This is a genomic window from Alcanivorax sp., assembly GCF_040118815.1.
GTDB lineage: Bacteria > Pseudomonadota > Gammaproteobacteria > Pseudomonadales > Alcanivoracaceae > Alcanivorax.
The window spans coordinates 275,695-292,528 of the sequence record NZ_JBEDTC010000015.1 but is presented as its reverse complement, the minus strand read 5'-3'; the positions used below and the strand labels follow the sequence as shown (position 1 = coordinate 292,528).

The window sequence follows — 16,834 nt, the reverse complement described above, 5'->3', positions numbered from 1 at the left end:
GATGAAATACTGGCTCGGCGTCGACACCGGCGGCACCTTTACGGACTTTGTTCTGCTCGGCGACGGCGAACCTCGCATCCATAAAGTCCTGTCCACTCCCGCCGCCCCTGAGCGTGCGATCATGCAAGGCATCAAAGAACTGGGCCTGCGTGATGCCATGAGCAACGGGGAACTGGCCATCGTACACGGCACCACCGTGGCCACCAACGCCGCCCTGGAAGGCAAGGGTGCTCGTACCTTGCTGATTACCAATGAAGGGCTGGAGGATATCCTCCGCATTGGCCGCCAGAATCGTCCGGAGCTCTACAACCTGACCCCGGCCAGCAACGCCTCTGCAGTCAGCCAGCTACCCGCCCTGGGCTGCCCGGCACGGCTGGATGCCACCGGCCACCCCGTAACACCGCTCACCGACGACCACATTGCTACCCTACTCGACGCTGCCCGCAAGCTGGCCCCGGAGTCTATCGCCCTGTGCCTGTTGTTCAGCTACCTGAACCCGGAACACGAGCAACGGCTCAGCGACGCCTTGCGCAAGGCCGGCTTTACGGTCAGCCCCTCGCACCAAATACTGCCCACACGAGGCGAATACGAACGCGGCATGGCCACCTGGCTGAACGCCTGGCTGGCGCCCCGCGTGGCCGATTACCTGCAGCGCCTGCAACAGGCCACAGCACCTGCGCCACTGGCCATCATGCAATCCCACGGGGGCACCATCGCCTCACAGCAGGCGGCTGACCTGGCGGTGAATTTACTGTTGTCTGGCCCTGCCGGCGGCCTGGCGGCCGCTCAGCGGCTCGGCGAGCAACTGCAACAGCCGCACCTGATGACCTTCGACATGGGCGGCACCTCCACTGATGTAGCCCTGCTCGACGGTGATATCCGCCTTACCCAGCAGGGCCACATTGGCCCCTACCCGGTGGCCGTGCCGATGGTGGACATGCACACCATCGGCGCCGGCGGCGGATCGCTGGCCTATGTGGATGACGCAGGACTGCTGCACGTAGGGCCGCAATCTGCTGGCGCCGACCCGGGCCCCGCCTGCTACGGCAAAGGCGGGCAGCAGGTCACGGTGACCGATGCCAACGTGGTGCTGGGCCGCTTGCAGCCAGACTTTGCCCTTGGCGGCTCACTGGCACTGGATGTGCTTGCCGCCGAGCAGGCCATGGACCAGCTCGCCCAGGCGCTGGGCCTGACGCGCCAGCAAGCCGCCGAAGGCGTGCTGGCGCTGGCCAACGCACACATGACCCAGGCCCTGCGGGTGATCTCCATCCAGAAAGGGTTAGACCCCGCGGACTTCGCACTCATGAGCTTCGGCGGCGCCGGTGGTCTGCACGTCTGCGCACTGGCCGACAACTTGGGCATGACACGGGCCATTGTCCCGCAGCGGGCGGGCGTCCTGTCTGCTGAAGGGCTGGTCTACGCACCCCGCAAACGGGAAATGCTGCAAGCTCTACCGGCGCAGACGGACGAAGCCCAGCTGCACGAGCGCATTGCGCAACTGCAACAACAAGGCCAGGCGGAACTCATTGCGGAAGGCGTCAGCGCAGAGCGGATTCGCCACCGGGTGTTTGTGGACATGTGCTACCGGGGACAATCGTCCGTCCTGCAAATTGACTGGGCCCCCACGCTGGCCGACCGGGAAAACCGCTTTCACACAGCCCACCAGCAACGCTTTGGCCACCAGCTGGGGCTGGCCGCCGAACAGGTCAACCTGCGCGTGCAGAGCCAGACCCACAGCAGCCCACCTCGCCAACCGGACCGCCATACCCAGGCAGCGCCAGCAGAACGCCACATCACCCTGCCTGGCATCGACACCCCGGTAGCCGTGTATCACCGTGAGTCACTGGGGGCTGGCCAGCGGATCACCGGCCCGGCACTGGTTTACGAAGCCGTGGGCACCACCTGGCTGGCTCCAAACTGGCATGCCGCCATAGATCCCCAAGGGCACCTTTTGTTGCAGCGGACCCCATAGCGCACCCTCCATCCGTCAGCCAACAGGCACCTTTGGGACCCTGATTGGCCGTAAAGTCCGAATTTGACCCGTCTAGTGCCTTATCTCCGTCATCCCGGGTAGTGCACAATAGCGGCTCCGTCTTTTTACTGTGCGACATCTATGCTGAATTATCTGAGTGAGGGCCTACTGGCTCCAAGTCTCGGTGCCCTGGTGCTGATCACCCTGGCCATGACCCACGTGACCATCGTCAGCGTCACCGTCTACCTGCATCGCTATTCCGCGCACCGGGCGCTGGACATGCACCCGGTGCTCAAGCATTTCTTCCGTTTCTGGCTATGGCTCACCTCCGGCCAGAACACCAAGGAGTGGACCGCCATCCACCGCAAACACCACGCCAAGTGCGAGACCGAAGAGGACCCGCACAGCCCGGTCGTCAAAGGCATCGGCAAAGTACTGCGCGAAGGGGCGGAGCTGTACCGCGAAGAAGCGGAAAACGCAGAAACCCTGAAGAAGTACGGTGGCGGCTGCCCGGATGACTGGGTAGAACGCAACGTGTACAGCCGCTTCCCCATGGGCGGCGTTGCCCTGATGGGCGCCATCGACCTGCTACTATTCGGCGCCGCTGGTATTACTGTGTGGGCCGTGCAGATGATCTGGATTCCGCTGTTCGCCGCCGGCATCATTAACGGCCTGGGCCATCACTGGGGCTACCGGAACTTCGAGTGCGCCGATGCGTCGCGCAATATTTCCCCCTGGGGCATCCTGATCGGCGGCGAAGAGCTGCACAACAATCACCACACCTACCCGAACTCCGCCAAGCTGTCCGTGCGCCGTTTCGAATTCGATGCCGGCTGGGCCTGGATTCGTTTGTTTGAGGTGCTCGGGCTGGCAAAAGTGAAGAAAGTGGCACCGAAACCGGCACTGGAAAAAAGCGCCCGCGGGATCGATCTGGACGCGCTGCGCGGTGTCATGCAACACCGTTTCCAGGTAATGCGCCATTACCGCAAAACCGTGATTACACCGGTATTCAAACAGGAACAGGCCCGCGCCTGTGACGCCACCCGCGACCTGTACGGCCGCGCCAAGGCGTTGCTGCACCGCGATCTCACCCTGATCAAACCCAATCAGGAACTGCGCCTGAAAAGCCTGACCGAGAACAACGAAACCCTGGAAGCCATTTACCAGTTCCGCTTGCGCCTGCAGGACATCTGGACACAGACCAGCCGCAGCTCAACGGAAATGGTGGAAGCCCTGGAGAAGTGGTGCCACGACGCACGCGAATCCGGCATCCATGCGCTACAGGAATTCGCCGATCGGCTGCCTCATTACCGGCACGCTACTGCCTGAAACAAAAACGGCCGCTAACGCGGCCGTTTTTTTATCTGTCATGCTAGCTTGTTATGAGCTCTGGAATGACGCCAAGGTATTGCACTTTACATTCATACCCATCATAAAAACATAACCTGCGGGCACTCAATAAACGAACCTAAATCCCACTTTCAATCAGAGTATAACTTTGTCCGACTGACTCAAGCGTTAGCTCAGAAGGGGCCAGGGAAATGCCAAGGGCCTGTAGCAAGGGAGCAAGCAGGGAGTCCACCAATTCACTCAGAATACTCGTCACTTCAATCAGAAGGTCGCGAACAATATCCCCCAAAAGCAGCTCTAACAGACCAAGGACACAGATATTAAGATTAAGAGCACACACATCCACACTCTCTAACAAGCCACCGAGCACTGTACTCAATGTATTATCTGATCCATCGAATTGTCGGAACAGTCTAGGGTCCACATCATTATAATTCCCCATATCAATATTGCTAAAATTGGCGTCAATACCACCTGCCGACCTTTGCTGCGTATCCAAATCAACAGTCAATAGACCGCCAACAACCTCAATGTTAGCGGAAAGCTCAATCAAATCAGCACGCCCATAAATATTAATATTCGAGATCATATTATTGTTGCCGGAAACGCAATCCGCCGCCCTAAGTTCGACAGTTGCTTTAGCGGTTTTTAAACTCAGCGCGACATCTATTAGGCCCAAGGTCTTCAGAGAAACATCAGCAGTAATGGCTGAACTGGTTGCCCCAGGCCAATTCCCTTGAGCATCAGTTCTGGCGGCAGCAATAAAGAAACCAGGCGATGGGGTTATGCTCAAATCAACATTTATGTCAGCCAAAAGAGACAGCAGCCCCCCCAAGCCGGCGACACCACCCAGGTCGCTCAAATTCAAGTTGATATTTTTTGGAAGCGCGCCATCAATATTAAGAATAATCGACTGCACAAGCGCCAGCGTGGAGACTTTAGATCCGGGGGGCACCTCTGCATCATTCACCCCCTGTATGACATCATCCACAGAAACATTGTTGCCTACCGCAGCATTAACCAGCTCTTGAACCACTGAAGCGGCAGGACCAGTAATGCCCTCGCTAGCATTCAGCACATCAACCAGCAATGTATCAACCGGAACCGCATTCACAGCGGACGCCAGGCCCGCAGCATCAACCAAGTCGCCAACATCCGTCAGCGCATTACTCAGCTGAGTTAATCCAACACCGTCCAGTGTTAAGTTCTGCCCTAACACATCCCCAAAGACCAAACCAAGAAGGGCTGACTCATTAGTATCTAACGACAGCACCTCGCTGGAGATGGTTGCGCCAACAACAAGCTCTTTACGTACGGATGCTTCCGCAGTTAACGGTTTATCAACGACAAAAGATAACAGCCCCGTAACATCCTTTTGCAAGCCAACGGATACACCATTACTTTCTAATGGAGAATCCACCTCAGTAACAACATAAGCACTATTATTCTCCCCATCAGGCACATCAATGAGCGACAGCACAGCGTACCTGACTGACGTTTCTAGCGGCGCCTCCCCATCTCCTATCATTTTATTCAGTTCTTCCCGAGCCCTTCCTGATACATCAATGCCACCCGCAACACCACTACAGGTTTGTCCTTCTTCTGCGATACGCGTAGCCAGTGAATTTGCCGCACTCTGGATCTGTTTTTGCTCGAAATACAAACGCCCAGAATCCACCACCAAGGCAGCCATCATAAATATGAAGAACAATGACACAAGCCAAATTAGGGCTGCACCCTGTTGCTCTTTCTTTCCGGCCGAAGTCATCATTTGGATCATCCCAAAGTACTGAAATGCTGATTAATCACTTTGCTTTAAAGAATCAGCCCTTTCTTGCAAACTCTCAGGAATACTAAGCTTAAAGGTATCACTAATACGACGCTGACTATCCACATACAATTGAGCGGGAAGTTCACTCTCTACTGGAGGGCTAGCATTGCGCTGCTGCTCTAGCATTTTCTCAGTAACTGTTTCAGAGCTCATGCTATAGGCAGGATCGGAAAGGCCAAACTCATAGCTTCCCGCATCGGCACAAACCAAACCGAATGAAGAAAAGGCCACAATAAAAACCATCACTTTTTTCACGTTCATCTCCTTATCTGTGAAGCCATCCTTTCAGCGTGGGCCAGCTCATCAGCTGTAAACGCATATTCATTTTTAAGCAGCGACAATCCTTTTTGATTTCCAGCCAAGAAATAGGCAATAGCCAAATTCTGACGTGACATTCCTTTGCCATTTTCCAGCTCTAGCGCCGTCCTTAAATGCAATTGCGCCTTATCATCATAACCCGCCAGCATCAGTGCATAGCCATAATCATTCCTGACGGAGGCGGATGCCGGCATAAGATTTAAAGCTTCTTCAAAGTACGACAGCGACAAACTAAGGTCACCACTTTTCAAGGCCACCATTCCAAGCCCATGATATGCCTCACCGTTATCACATTTTTCTTTCAATTCTTCAAAAACCAAACTGGCACGATCTAAATCGCCAATTTTGGCAAGCAACTGTCCATAGCGATGCCAATACTCTTGGCCGACCTGCTTATCACCTTGCAGCTGCGCTAGCGCTGCATAGTTACGCCCCCTCGACATAAGGGTATCAACCATTTCCAACTTCACTCGACTCTCAGGGTCAACATTTGCCGAGCAGCGTATTTCAGGGTTGAATTGTGAGGCCTCTGATGACGAGACCGTCGACGAGTGGCTAGCACAGGCTCCGAGGAACAATAGCGAACTGGTCACTGTACTGATTTTCATCCATTTCTTTTTCATACTAACGCCTATCTCAATTAACGAGCCAACGCTTCGACGATATTGATCCCCGCTGGACCACCAACAATAATAAAAAGCGCCGGCATCATAAAAATCATCATTACCACCGTCATCTTGGCCCCAACTTTATTAACCTTTTCCTTGATCTGGCTTTTTTCTACATCCAGCGCTTCATCGATTAATTGCTGAATACTTTCCGTAATCGCGCCACCCAGCGCACCGCTTTGCTTCAAAAGCCTCGTCAACCCATGTAAAACCGGAATATCTTTACCTTCGCCAATATCATCCAGGGCTGCACTTCTATCTGCGCCGCTTTCCATCAAACGGTTAAATCGATCCAGACGATAAGCCAGACCAGGAATCAACGGTCTCGCCTGTAACGCGGCCACCCTGAAGCCCCTTTCCACTGTAAGCCCGGCTTCAAGCAACATAGATAACATTTGCGCAAAATCAATAGCTTCCAAATTTTGCTGATAACAGGCCTTTCGCCCCATACCACGAATATACCGCCTGGACCCGATAAAACTGATTGCCCCTAAGAACATCGCGCCAAAAAAACCAGCAACCATTGCACCCAACACGACTAGCATCAGGGGCAACGACCAACAAACCAGCAAATAAATAGTCTGAATTCTCTCCGCTTCACGGCCAGTCAGCCGCAAGGCATCAAACGCTTCTTTGTAGTCACTTTGCATCAAAGGGGACGTAGTAAGCCGTGAAACCAGCCCCTCCGGCACATCATTACGCGGACCATCTTCCCAGCTCAGACCACGCTGCCTCAGTCGAGCCAGCACCAGCCTTCGTCTCTGCCAGCGCCCGGCCTGAAATACTGCCAACCAGCAGGCTGCAGCGGCGCATAAAATAGCCAAAAAAAAGCTAACCACGGCCCACCCCCTGCACCATGCGGGAAATAATCAAGACCCCTACAACAACAAATCCAATCGAGACACCTAAAAGCTTATTGCCGGTATCCGTATCTAGAAGCACATGACGAAAACTCTCATTCATGGACACTAACCCGACACCGATTCCGACCGGCAACACAGCAAATGCCACCGCAGTAAAACGTATCTCTGCGGTGGCTGCGATAAACTCCCTGCGCATCTCCTGTTGAGATCGCAACGCCTGGGATACTTTCTTCAATACCGGGCGAACCGAACTACCAAACCGGCTAGACGTGCGCAGAGCCACAGCCACAAACACTAACGGGGGCACGCTGTATAATCTGGCGAAATCGTCCATCAAGTCAGTGTAATCCCGACCTGCCTCTACAGCACTACGCAAGCGAAAGCTTAAAGGGGAAAACACCGGGGCCGCATCATTAAAAGAATCCACCAATGCCTGCTCCAGGGAGCGACCGGCATCAACCCCCCTAACCACATCATCAATAACATCAGGCAAGCCTTCAAAAACGGCACGACGACGTCGTTGGTAGCGAAAACTCCAATAGGCTGCGGCGAAAATAATCGCTACAACAGGTACAAAAATGGCAGCTAGAACTCCAAACAGGAAACCGATTAATAAAGCTGCTGCGATCACACTCAGCATCATTAAAAACAAGCTCGACTTTTCGAGCTCCAACCCCGCCTTTAGCTGCAATCGCTCAAAACGGCTGCCAACCAATTTAACGTCTTTCTCTTCCACCTGCGCATCAGCGATCGAGCTTTTCAAGCGAGCATCAACATGACGTTTGCTTATTTGTCGCGACCTGAATCTCAATAGCCACCATTGCCCGACCAAGAAAAAAATCGACAAAATGGCAACATTCTTTGCCGCAGACAGAAAAAATTCTGCGTCCATTATGGAGCACCCTCTTCACTGCTACGGTATAGATACTCCAAATGATACTCCCCTCTCTCTGAGGACTTAATTGCAACCACCTCGCTCACTTGCCGTCGCCCATCAGGCAACCGGACTAACTGAATGATCATATCCAGAGCTGAACTGATGAGACGCCCAATCGCTTGCTCACTGGCTTCATATCCACTCACAGCCAATAATGTTTCAATTCTCACCAGAGCATCACGAGTACCATTTGCGTGAATAGTGCTCATGGAACCTTCATGCCCCGTATTCATGGCCTGGAGCAATTCGATAATTTCGTTCGAGCGCACCTCCCCAAGAATAATCCGATCCGGCCTCATCCTTAGTGAATTTATCACCAACTCCCTAGCCGTCACGCAGCCTTTCCCTTCTGCGTTTGCGGGGCGGGTTTCCAGCCTTACGACATGCGGATGATCAAGTGTTAGTTCTGCAGAGTCTTCAATGGTGAGAATTCGTTGATTGCGCGCAATATACTGACTGATCAGATTCAGCATTGTCGTTTTCCCGGTACCCGTACCTCCGCTTACCAGAATATTTCGACGACTCTGCACAGCATCAATCAGGACCTGCAAACACTCCTCGGTCATCGCTCCACTGCGAATCAGGTCTTCTGCGTTAAGATGATGGCGGTTGAATTTTCGAATAGAAATTGAAGGGCCATCCAAAGCCAGAGGCGGAATAATGGCATTAACCCTTGAACCATCCGGCAAGCGGGCATCAACCATCGGGCTTGCTTCATCCAGGCGTCGCCCCAAAGGAGAGAGGATACGGCGAATCACTCGAATCACATGGGCATCATCAACGAAACGCACCTGGGCTCGCTGCAGCACACCCGAAATTTCCACAAACACATTTTCCGGACCATTGACCAGCACATCATTAATTCGGCTATCCCGGAGCATTGGCTCCAATGGTCCAAACCCGGTGACCTCATCAATCATGTCCCGAACCAACTGGTTCAAATCCTGAGTGGACAGTGGCGTGCGGCGCTCCGCTATATGCTGATGTACAGCGCGGGTAATTGCGTCGTTTACACGAGTTCGATTACTTTTAGCAACCTCCACGCCATCTTCATCCAGCTTATCCACGACACGCTGATGTGTGTGCGCTTTTAGCTGTTGGTATTCTTCATCAATTCGTCCCGCCACCATGCTCCTCGCTATGTTAGTGCTTGCAGCCTGCAGCATGAATACAGGGCCAGCGTCCCTTCCGCGGCCTCATTATCTGGCTCCGACAAGGCACCTTCCCTATAACCACTTCCGTTTTTTACTCTGTACTTCCTGTCCAACCAATACATTCGCCAGCGCACGAATTTTTTTACTATAGGGGCTTTTCACAGCGCTCTCTTGCATAGGCAAGCCTAAGTTGATTGCCTCCAAGCGATGCTTCCAGTCCATCGGGAGCGCTGCGGCCAAATCCAAACCTGTACTTTCAGCTATTTCGTCAGCACTCGGGGGCAGCGAAGGTTCATGTCCATCCAAAATCAAATGTACATGACTTGTGGAAGGAAGGTGCGGACGCCAGCTGGCAACGTGCTCACGCACAGACCGCAGTTGAACCACTTCTGGATTAGTTACGACCAATAAATCTTGGACATGCACACCAATAGACTTAACCCAGGCAGACTGTTGCTCACTGCCCACATTAAGAAGAATGAGATCAAACATGCCCATTAATCGAGACAGCGCAATAAACAAGTCCGCTCCCCTGTCCCCAAGAAAACCCGCCCCATCGCCACTGGCTAATAGCCGCAACCCGGGACGAAACTCTTCTAACGCATTATCGATAAGAGTTTGATCGAGCGTGTCTGGGCTCGATAACAACTGCGACAGATCAAAACCACTCTGTCCATCTAGATGAAAAATTTGTTCATTTTGGCTGGCAACATCGATTGCCAAAATCCGATAGCCCGGCTTTACTTCAGACAAAGCCACTGCAAGATTTTGGGTAAGGAACGCTGTATCAACTCGACAATCAACACCAGCAACCAATACCAAATTACGATGCTGTGACTGCAGCTCCTCATTCCAGTGCCCAGGACGCACCATCTGGTGCCTGCGCAAGCGATCTCTAAGCTCGGCGGAATCACTACCCACCGCTACACAATCACGAGCGCCTGCGCGCATACATTGCAGCAACGTTTCCTGGTCTACCAAGCGACACAGCGCCACCACTGTTACCCAAGGCCGAGCGTTACTTAATGCCGTGATGGCCGCCATAGTCTGCCCGGTATCACGTTCGGAGACCTCCACCAACGCAACACCTGCCCCTGTGGCCTCCAACAGCCGCAGCACCCTTCCCAGATCGGTACAACTGACCTTCTCAACCCTTCCAGCTCCCTGCAAGGCATTATCCAGCCAAGCTTCAGTGCCAGAATCTTCCACCACTGCCAGCACGCTTTCCTCTGTCATGCTACCTCCTTACCAGCTCAGCCCGTGGCGTACAGCCTGAGAACCCCGGCGTGTCTCGGTCATCATATCCAGCCATCCCGTGCTGCTATTGTGATACCCGGAGCCCGGCAACGGATCCCGCGGCATATCGGCGGACTTGGGAGAAACCAGGTAGGGCGTTACAACCATGACCAGCTCTTTGTCTTCCCGCTCAATACGACCTGAACGGAAAAAAGCCCCTAATACAGGCAAATTACCCAAACCCGGAATCCGATCGCTGTTATTCACTGTGTTCCGACTCACCAGACCACTAATGATAAAAGTCTCTCCCGGCGCCATAGACACAGTGGTTTCTGAGCGTCTCACCCGCAAACCTGGCACTGAAACACCGCCAACAGTGACACCCGAAGAAAAATCCAATTCACTCACTTCCGGCGCCACTTTTAGGATGACCTGATTTTCGTCAACAACAGTCGGCGTGAGTGCTAAACCAACCCCGAAACTTTTAAATTCAATTTGAACGCCACTGGTGTCGCTCTGAGTCGGCACAGGAAACTCCCCGCCGGAAAGAAACGATGCCGTCTGACCACTTAATGCTGTAAGCGAGGGCTCCGCCAATGTGTAAGCAAATCCTCCACTTTCCAGAGCGTTAATAATCGTTGTGGAGTTTTTTCCCAACCGAAACAAACTAAAACTGGAATCAGCTACCTGAGCAGCACCACCTGGCGATGCGATCCCTGCCGAGGTATTGCCTCCGTCGAAAATATTGGAATACTGAAAACCGAAACTATTAAGCTCACTACGACTCACCTCCAGGATGCGAATGTCAGTCTGCACCTGTGTACCGAAAGGCAGCGCATTGCCCGCCGTATCGGCAATGATCACTGTGCTTCGCAAAGGCTGCTCCATACCCTTAAGCCACACGGACAATATCGAGGAGCCTTCCGCCTTAGCCGTCAACAAAAGCTCTCGCGAAGCACTCACAGCCACTGCCGTCACCGCAGGATCAGAGGTTGCGACTTTCGTCACCCTCTCAGAAAACGTCAGCACTTGCTGATCACCCGGCGCCATTTGCAACACTTCATCCATAGACTCAGCAGCGATCGCCAGTGACGGCAAGAGCACTATGGACATAAGAAATACCATTACAGACGCCAACAAGAAACCAGAATACAACTGCTCCTGAAAGCAACCTTGTGGCTCCAAGGCGACCTGTCGTTCCAGATTGGCCGGCATTAATTCCGTCCGTTCAGCGTACATAGGTGCTCCTTGAGGTAGATCCTTCATATACTTGCACCCTGTTCCCTCTGGGAGCAGAGCGTCGCACCGGTTGGGTTTTTTGCGGGAATAATGTATCAAGCTTTGTTGTCATCTTGATGTCGCCCTGCTCGGACGCTTTCTCCGCGATTTGCTCTTCCCCGTCTGGCACCTCAGCAGGATCCTGCTGAACAGCTTCACCCGCCATCACCAAACGCAATTCACCATTGCTGTCCGCCAGTAGCAGGCGAGGCAGCTCTTCACGTGGGACCGCCAGTACAACAGTACTGTTGCGATTACGAGTTTGCGCTCTTTCATCCTCGGCAGGAGCATCCTGAAGCCGCCCCTTCACCGCCAACACCTCGACACCATCAAGCAACACTAAAGCGGTGGGCTCTTTGTCTTCGCCCTTTTTGAAATGAGCCAAAACATCCACCAGGTCTCCCGGTTCAAGCAACCCACCCACCGCTGACGTATCATCAATCGCCACCGCAAACGCCCGGAAATCAGGCGGCACAGCCTGTGCCAGCCGGTTGCTAACCTCAAGGTGGGATTCGGCAAGAATTTCGCCTTCACGGAGATCGCGGCGCAGCAATTGATTGGTTATCGGCGTATCCGCCGTTACTGCTGCAGACAGTGGCGCAGAAACGCCCACTTTACGGAAATCTTCTTCCTCAATGGTATCGCCGACACTCAACTCCCGAGTCGCGACCCAATAGGAGAACTTCAATGCATCGGCTATTTGCTCCTCAGTGACTTGCGTCACCGCACTTGAAGCACCATCTCCGGATGGAGCAGGATCTCTGGCGAGACCCAGTAACGCCAATGCGACAGCGACGACACTGAGAATCAGCGCCGGCAACATATAGAGCCAACGAGCCCCCATGGACCCCTCCTTGGTTGTTGTGCGGTGCGCAGCTGGCGCAACGTGTTGACTTAACCCTTTAGACAGACAGGTTATTGCTCCACGCGCGCTTTGCCTACCTTTTACTTCTTCACAAAAAAGCGCCCGGCACTCTGCTTTCGCCACCCTGCGCGCCTCTCGACCAAACACAGGGAATCAGCAATGGGGCAAACCAATCCAAACCTCAGAACGCTACCCGGGCACTAGCAACCAAGCAGTCCGGCAATGGCGGAAAACCACCAAAAAAGCCCAGCTGCTTTGGCGCATCAGCACCAGCGGTAGTGACACCCGCAGGACACCCACCATCTAACGGAACCCCCAGCTCACAGACAATCATATCCGGAGAACCCGCCTCATACGTACAGACGCCCCCCTTCGACACACTGCCCAGAAACGTCAGGTCTATTTTTTCTAATGCACCGCTTGCCAGAGCCGCCGCCGCAACAGCCGGCTCCGACGTGGAACCACGATCGAGAGCCATTACTGCCGCGGCCGAGCGATCCACAGCAGCCTGCATCTTAAACTGCCATGTAAACATGACACCGTAGACGCCGGCCGCATAGATTAGGCTAATAACAAAGGGGAAAAGCAAAAGAAACTCTAGTGCCACCACCCCCTCTTTATAGCGCCTCACTATTAAGCTTCTCCACCAGTTATCGCATCTTTAACTCCCTGAAATGCGCTACTAATAGTATCATCCCCGAGCAAAGCAGCCCCAGCAGCAACCGCAATAACAATCACCGCGGCCAAAACAATATATTCCAGCGCACTGGCGCCACGCTGCTTACGCGCACGACCTGGCAACTGGGTGTAAAGACGGGCGAACAAAGCCTGAGAAAGAGTTTTCAACATATCCATAATGCTCTCCATGCATGTCACTGCGTAGATTGTTGTGTGAACAAAAAGTGAAGGTCTATGCACAAAAGTGAACTAGCCTTAATTCGATATTATGCAAGCGTGATGCAGCTCACAACTCTCAGCATGTAGCCTTTTGTTGCGAAACATCCCGATCCGGTAAAGCTAGCACCCACGCCGTTTTGTGACACAGGTCAAACCTCTATTCGGGGCAGGAATGACGATAGACGGGCTTTTCCCGCGCAGATTTGATATGCAGTTTTGCTTATTTCGGCGCACTTTTCTCCGGGCATAAAAAAACCCGGGGAAATCCCGGGCTTTTTTATGTCCGCTGCCAGGCAGGCAAGCTAAAAGATCATTACTTGATCTTCGCTTCCTTATAGGCCACATGCTTACGCACGACCGGATCATACTTCTTGGTTTCCATCTTTTCAGGATGGATACGCTTGTTCTTGGTGGTGGTGTAAAAATGACCAGTGCCAGCAGAGGACACCAGGCGGATTTTTTCACGAATAGGACCGGCCATGGGTTAACTCCTTCTGTTAGCCTTAAACGCGATCGCCGCGAGAACGGATATCGGTCAGAACTGAATCGATACCTTTCTTGTCGATGATGCGCATACCTTTAGAGCTGACCCGCAGACGCACAAAACGCTTCTCGGACTCAACCCAGAAACGATGGTGGTGCAGATTCGGCTCGAAACGACGCTTGGTCTTGATGTTCGAGTGGGAAACGCGATTGCCCGTTACAGGGCGCTTACCGGTCACCTGGCAAACTTTGGACATTGTCTTGCTCCGTAAATCTTCTTGCGGGGGACGGTAGAGCCCCGGAAAAGGCGCGTTTTATACCAATCCACCGCTCAAGTTTCAAGCGAAATCTTGATTTAAACGATGGCTGGACGCCAAACGCCGAATGCCGAACGCAGAAAAACCCCCGCCAGGCAGGCCCTTCAGCCAACTAAAGCGCCTTACCGGTCATGTTCTATTTCTTACGTCAGGCATCAAGCGTCTGGCGTGCTCACAATGCCCCACGAGACGCCAACGACACCCAACCGCCATCCCCAATGACCAAATGATCCAGCACCCTGACTTCCACCAGGCCCAGCGCTTCCACCAGCCGCCGGGTAATCGCATGGTCCGACTGGCTGGGTTCAGCCACTCCCGACGGGTGGTTGTGAGCCAGAATCACCGCCGCCGCATTGTGCTCCATGGCCCGGCGTACCACCTCGCGAGGGTAAACCGCCGCCGCATCAATGGTGCCCTGAAACAGCTTTTCAAAGGCAATCAGCCGATGCTTGTTGTCCAGAAACAGGCAGGCAAACACCTCGAACGGCAATCCACGCAACTGAGCCGTGAGCAGCTGCCCCGCCTTGTCCGGATTATCCAGCGGCTGCCCCCGCTCCAGAGGCTCCGCCAGATAGCGCCGACCCAACTCCAGCGCCGCCAGCAACAGCGCCCGCCGGGCCGTACCCATGCCGGGCAGATGCGCCATACGCTCCGGGCTCAGATCCAGCATCGCCCGCAAGCCGCCACTATCCGCCAACTGTCGACGGGCCAGATCCACCGCCGTCAGCCCCTGCTGGCCGGTACGCAGAAAGATCGCCAACAACTCCGCATCACTCAGCGCCTCGGCACCACGCGACAGCAATTTCTCCCGCGGCCGCTCATCCGCCGGCCAGTCTGTTATGGCCATAAGAACGCTCCACGCATCATGCTTGCACGCAACACGGAAAGGTCACTCATCACTTCGCCTCCAGCTTTCTCAGCATGCCCGACAGCAGGGCAAACACCTTTTCGATCATGGACTCCAGGTCCTCTTTCTCGCCATATCCCAGACGCTTCGCCACGATTAACTGTGTTTCCAGCTCAAACAGTGAGCCTCTGGCGATACGCAAAAAGCGACCAAATTCCACATCACCACCACACCCATACCCCTCCGCAATATTGGACGGAACACTCAATGCCGCTCTTTGCATCTGCCCTGCCAGCCCAAAGCGCTCTTCCTGCGGCAGCACTCTTGTCATGCCATATACTGCTTCAACCAATTCCACTGATCCCTGCCAAACTCTCAGGCTCTTGTACCGCCGATTCTCTACCTTCATTTTTTCCGCTCCTGATCCTTTCTGTTTTGCGTGTTGCATGCCGCGTGCTGCGTGCCGCGCCTCCTTTACAGTGCTACTCTATGCAGCCTGACTTGATAGCAGCCTTGCAGCTGCAGCGGCAGTGGAGATTCGCCATGCCTGCCGTCATCCAAACAAGGGTTTTTGCATGCAACGTCTGATGAACAAACGGGTCCTGCTGGGCGTCACTGGCGGTATTGCCGCCTATAAAGCCGCAGATCTGGTGCGCCGGCTTCAGGATGTGGGTGCACAAGTGCGAGTGGTTATGACCCAGGGCGCCTGTGAGTTCATCACCCCGCTGACCATGCAGGCGCTGTCCGGCCACCCGGTGCACACCACCCTGCTGGACCCCACCGCCGAAGCGGCCATGGGCCATATCGAGCTGGCCCGCTGGGCAGACCTGGTGCTGATTGCCCCCGCGTCCGCCAATTTCATGGCCCGCCTGGCCCACGGCCACGGCAACGACCTGCTCACCACCCTGTGCCTGGCCACAGGCGCCCCCATCGTCATTGCCCCGGCCATGAACCAGCAAATGTGGGCGGACGTCGGCACCCAAAAGAACCAGCTGATCCTGCAGGAAAAGGGCATCACCATTTTCGGCCCCGGCAGCGGCAGCCAGGCCTGTGGCGAAGTCGGAGCCGGGCGCATGCTCGAGCCGCTGGAGATCATTCAGCAAGCAGCGGAAGTGTTCGATAACCAGCTACTCACCGGCAAACACGTGGTGATCACCGCCGGCCCCACCCGCGAATCTATCGACCCGGTGCGCTACATCACCAACAAGAGCTCCGGGAAAATGGGTTTCGCGCTGGCCGAAGCCGCCGCCGAAGCCGGAGCCAAGGTCACCCTGATTGCCGGGCCCGTGTATCTGCCCACCCCTTCACGGGTAGAGCGTGTGAATGTGGTACGCGCCGTGGACATGTACGAGACTTGCATGGACGTGGTGGAAAATGGCTGCGATGTCTTTATCGCCACCGCCGCCGTGGCGGATTATCGGCCCACCGTGACCGCCGACCACAAGATCAAGAAATCCACCGAGGAGATTCACCTGACTCTGGTGAAAAACCCGGACATCGTGGCCTCCGTGGCCGGGCACGCCAAGCGCCCCTTTACCGTGGGCTTTGCCGCGGAAACCCAGGACGTGATGGCCTATGCCCAGGGCAAGCTGGTGAATAAGAAGCTCGACATGATCGCCACCAACGACGTCTCCGGCACCAATGTGGGCTTCAACAGCGACAACAACGCCCTCACGGTGATTTGGCCCAGCGGCCACAAGGTGCTGCCACTGGCCTCCAAGGCCCAGATCGCCAAGCAGCTGATCGAGTTGATCGCGATACGGTATAAAGACTGACAAAGCAACACGCACCACGCTTCATGCACCACGCCGCCTGTTG

The 16,834-nt window shown here is 54.5% G+C and carries 18 protein-coding genes; 3 read left to right on the top strand and 15 right to left on the bottom strand.

Annotated features, from left to right (window positions below):
- Position 1: 1 nt before the first annotated feature.
- Both ABNH18_RS10575 and ABNH18_RS10570 read left to right on the top strand, forming a co-directional pair.
- Positions 2-1,972 carry a hydantoinase/oxoprolinase family protein gene (locus tag ABNH18_RS10575; RefSeq protein ID WP_349382775.1) on the top strand — a complete coding sequence of 657 codons (1,971 nt, stop codon included), beginning with the start codon at positions 2-4 and terminating at the stop codon, positions 1,970-1,972.
- A 141-nt stretch (positions 1,973-2,113) separates the two neighbouring features.
- Entirely contained in the window at positions 2,114-3,301 is a 1,188-nt protein-coding gene (locus ABNH18_RS10570; protein WP_349382774.1) for a DesA family fatty acid desaturase, read from the top strand.
- Between the two features lie 139 nt (positions 3,302-3,440).
- On the opposite strand, the gene ABNH18_RS10565 is transcribed toward ABNH18_RS10570, so the two are convergent.
- From ABNH18_RS10565 to ABNH18_RS10495, 15 genes are all read right to left on the bottom strand, one after another.
- A complete protein-coding gene (locus tag ABNH18_RS10565; RefSeq protein ID WP_349382773.1) occupies positions 3,441-5,093 on the bottom strand; it encodes a pilus assembly protein TadG-related protein in 1,653 nt (550 codons plus the stop codon).
- A gap of 30 nt (positions 5,094-5,123) precedes the next feature.
- Positions 5,124-5,408, bottom strand: coding sequence for a hypothetical protein (locus ABNH18_RS10560; protein WP_349382772.1), 285 nt, complete (start codon positions 5,406-5,408; stop codon positions 5,124-5,126).
- 2 nt (positions 5,409-5,410) lie between these two features.
- Positions 5,411-6,094 carry a tetratricopeptide repeat protein gene (locus tag ABNH18_RS10555; protein ID WP_349382771.1) on the bottom strand — a complete coding sequence of 228 codons (684 nt, stop codon included), beginning with the start codon at positions 6,092-6,094 and terminating at the stop codon, positions 5,411-5,413.
- A gap of 17 nt (positions 6,095-6,111) precedes the next feature.
- The gene (locus ABNH18_RS10550; RefSeq protein ID WP_349382770.1) at positions 6,112-6,978 is read right to left on the bottom strand and encodes a type II secretion system F family protein; all 867 of its coding nucleotides are present in this window, start codon (positions 6,976-6,978) and stop codon (positions 6,112-6,114) included.
- Entirely contained in the window at positions 6,971-7,894 is a 924-nt protein-coding gene (locus ABNH18_RS10545) for a type II secretion system F family protein (RefSeq protein ID WP_349382769.1), read from the bottom strand. Before ABNH18_RS10545 ends, ABNH18_RS10550 begins: the two co-directional genes overlap by 8 nt.
- Positions 7,894-9,066 carry a TadA family conjugal transfer-associated ATPase gene (locus ABNH18_RS10540; protein ID WP_349382768.1) on the bottom strand — a complete coding sequence of 391 codons (1,173 nt, stop codon included), beginning with the start codon at positions 9,064-9,066 and terminating at the stop codon, positions 7,894-7,896. Before ABNH18_RS10540 ends, ABNH18_RS10545 begins: the two co-directional genes overlap by 1 nt.
- Before the next feature lie 99 nt (positions 9,067-9,165).
- Complete coding sequence (locus tag ABNH18_RS10535) at positions 9,166-10,329, bottom strand: CpaE/TadZ family protein (RefSeq protein ID WP_349382767.1); 1,164 nt, start codon at positions 10,327-10,329, stop codon at positions 9,166-9,168.
- A gap of 9 nt (positions 10,330-10,338) precedes the next feature.
- The gene (locus ABNH18_RS10530) at positions 10,339-11,568 is read right to left on the bottom strand and encodes a type II and III secretion system protein family protein (protein ID WP_349382766.1); all 1,230 of its coding nucleotides are present in this window, start codon (positions 11,566-11,568) and stop codon (positions 10,339-10,341) included.
- Complete coding sequence (gene cpaB, locus ABNH18_RS10525) at positions 11,558-12,595, bottom strand: Flp pilus assembly protein CpaB (RefSeq protein WP_349382765.1); 1,038 nt, start codon at positions 12,593-12,595, stop codon at positions 11,558-11,560. The genes ABNH18_RS10530 and cpaB overlap by 11 nt, the downstream gene beginning before the upstream one ends.
- Positions 12,596-12,653: 58 nt before the next feature.
- Entirely contained in the window at positions 12,654-13,079 is a 426-nt protein-coding gene (locus tag ABNH18_RS10520) for a TadE/TadG family type IV pilus assembly protein (RefSeq protein WP_349382764.1), read from the bottom strand.
- 26 nt (positions 13,080-13,105) lie between these two features.
- A complete protein-coding gene (locus ABNH18_RS10515; RefSeq protein WP_349382763.1) occupies positions 13,106-13,327 on the bottom strand; it encodes a hypothetical protein in 222 nt (73 codons plus the stop codon).
- 355 nt (positions 13,328-13,682) lie between these two features.
- A complete protein-coding gene (gene rpmG, locus ABNH18_RS10510) occupies positions 13,683-13,850 on the bottom strand; it encodes a 50S ribosomal protein L33 (RefSeq protein ID WP_349382762.1) in 168 nt (55 codons plus the stop codon).
- Between the two features lie 22 nt (positions 13,851-13,872).
- Entirely contained in the window at positions 13,873-14,109 is a 237-nt protein-coding gene (gene rpmB / locus ABNH18_RS10505) for a 50S ribosomal protein L28 (protein ID WP_349382761.1), read from the bottom strand.
- A 232-nt stretch (positions 14,110-14,341) separates the two neighbouring features.
- Complete coding sequence (gene radC / locus ABNH18_RS10500) at positions 14,342-15,016, bottom strand: RadC family protein (protein ID WP_349382760.1); 675 nt, start codon at positions 15,014-15,016, stop codon at positions 14,342-14,344.
- A gap of 49 nt (positions 15,017-15,065) precedes the next feature.
- Positions 15,066-15,425, bottom strand: coding sequence for a four helix bundle protein (locus tag ABNH18_RS10495; protein WP_349382759.1), 360 nt, complete (start codon positions 15,423-15,425; stop codon positions 15,066-15,068).
- Positions 15,426-15,591: 166 nt separating this feature from the next.
- Here ABNH18_RS10495 and coaBC point away from each other — a divergent pair, with 166 nt between their 5' ends.
- Entirely contained in the window at positions 15,592-16,791 is a 1,200-nt protein-coding gene (gene coaBC / locus ABNH18_RS10490; protein ID WP_349382758.1) for a bifunctional phosphopantothenoylcysteine decarboxylase/phosphopantothenate--cysteine ligase CoaBC, read from the top strand.
- The last annotated feature ends 43 nt before the right edge of the window (positions 16,792-16,834 follow it).

Bases quoted from the DNA above. Each gene is read 5' to 3' on its own strand.
- ABNH18_RS10575 (WP_349382775.1), top strand. From the start codon at position 2: ATGAAATACTGGCTCGGCGTCGACACCGGCGGCACCTTTACGGACTTT.
- ABNH18_RS10570 (WP_349382774.1), top strand. From the start codon at position 2,114: ATGCTGAATTATCTGAGTGAGGGCCTACTGGCTCCAAGTCTCGGTGCC.
- ABNH18_RS10565 (WP_349382773.1), bottom strand. From the start codon at position 5,093: ATGATGACTTCGGCCGGAAAGAAAGAGCAACAGGGTGCAGCCCTAATT.
- ABNH18_RS10555 (WP_349382771.1), bottom strand. From the start codon at position 6,094: ATGAAAAAGAAATGGATGAAAATCAGTACAGTGACCAGTTCGCTATTG.
- ABNH18_RS10545 (WP_349382769.1), bottom strand. From the start codon at position 7,894: ATGGACGCAGAATTTTTTCTGTCTGCGGCAAAGAATGTTGCCATTTTG.
- ABNH18_RS10535 (WP_349382767.1), bottom strand. From the start codon at position 10,329: ATGACAGAGGAAAGCGTGCTGGCAGTGGTGGAAGATTCTGGCACTGAA.
- ABNH18_RS10530 (WP_349382766.1), bottom strand. From the start codon at position 11,568: ATGTACGCTGAACGGACGGAATTAATGCCGGCCAATCTGGAACGACAG.
- ABNH18_RS10515 (WP_349382763.1), bottom strand. From the start codon at position 13,327: ATGGATATGTTGAAAACTCTTTCTCAGGCTTTGTTCGCCCGTCTTTAC.
- rpmG (WP_349382762.1), bottom strand. From the start codon at position 13,850: ATGGCCGGTCCTATTCGTGAAAAAATCCGCCTGGTGTCCTCTGCTGGC.
- rpmB (WP_349382761.1), bottom strand. From the start codon at position 14,109: ATGTCCAAAGTTTGCCAGGTGACCGGTAAGCGCCCTGTAACGGGCAAT.
- radC (WP_349382760.1), bottom strand. From the start codon at position 15,016: ATGGCCATAACAGACTGGCCGGCGGATGAGCGGCCGCGGGAGAAATTG.
- ABNH18_RS10495 (WP_349382759.1), bottom strand. From the start codon at position 15,425: ATGAAGGTAGAGAATCGGCGGTACAAGAGCCTGAGAGTTTGGCAGGGA.
- coaBC (WP_349382758.1), top strand. From the start codon at position 15,592: ATGCAACGTCTGATGAACAAACGGGTCCTGCTGGGCGTCACTGGCGGT.